The sequence below is a fragment of the Vibrio sp. Y176 genome (assembly GCF_033438945.1).
In genome coordinates this window covers 1-856 of the sequence record NZ_JAWOQS010000256.1, presented here as the reverse complement: position 1 = coordinate 856, position 856 = coordinate 1, and the positions used below count along the sequence as shown (strand labels likewise).

General features: G+C 40.2%; 1 protein-coding gene. It reads right to left on the bottom strand.

What is annotated here, in order from left to right:
* Positions 1-305: 305 nt before the first annotated feature.
* The coding region (locus tag R7O13_RS25415; RefSeq protein ID WP_318305015.1) for an outer membrane protein at positions 306-856 on the bottom strand (551 nt) is incomplete at its 5' end.

Sequence of the window (856 nt, the reverse complement as noted above, 5' to 3'; positions counted from 1 at the left end):
TTAACTCTTATTATGTTGATGTGTGTTTGATAAAACTGAAATATTTATCTGTTTTCGTTATTCAGACTAACTTCTAATAATACAGAGCGCAATAGATTCTAAATGTTAACAGTAGTGTTTTGTGTGGTTTTAATGTTGTTAAATAGTGAGAAAATAGGTGATCTGAAAGGTTGGTTAGGCGGTTTGGTGAAATAAATGACTGCTATATTGCTATTTTAATGGTCTTATGGACTATTTTTATCATTTAGGGCGTACGACTATCTTTTGCACACCCTATAGATAATGTTCCGGTTAATTTGCCTCAGTTAAAAGCGAAAACTAAAGCCTACGTTTGACTGAAATTGGTTCATCCAATCAGTATCGAATTTGATGATGCAGCTTGAACCATCAGATGGCAAAGTGCATGCACCAGATGTGTCATTATCTACGACCGTACCTAACCAGCGTACTTGTGCCGTTAGAGCAAAGTTTTTTGAAAATGCGTACTCTAACCCGGCAAAAGCACTGGCAGAAAAACCGTATTTTTTATCAGCCCAGTCGACGTCGGTGTAAGACCCGCCAACCCCCAACCCTACATAGCTTTGCCAACCTTCAGCGAGGGGATAGTAAATGCTGCTTTGGAATTGTAAATAATGGATATCGGCGGAGTTCGACAACTCTTTGAGTTCTGTCGGTTGTGCAGAATAGAAAAGGCCGATTTTTCCCATTTCAAAAGGTGTTTCTATTGATAAGGCGTAACTGAGGGCAGGGTCTATGTCATAGGTGTTTTTGTTTTCATCTTCGACTTGCCCGCCGCCAGTGAAGCCAATAAATGGGGTTACGATAACATTTGCTTGCGCGCTCAATGCGCAGCTCA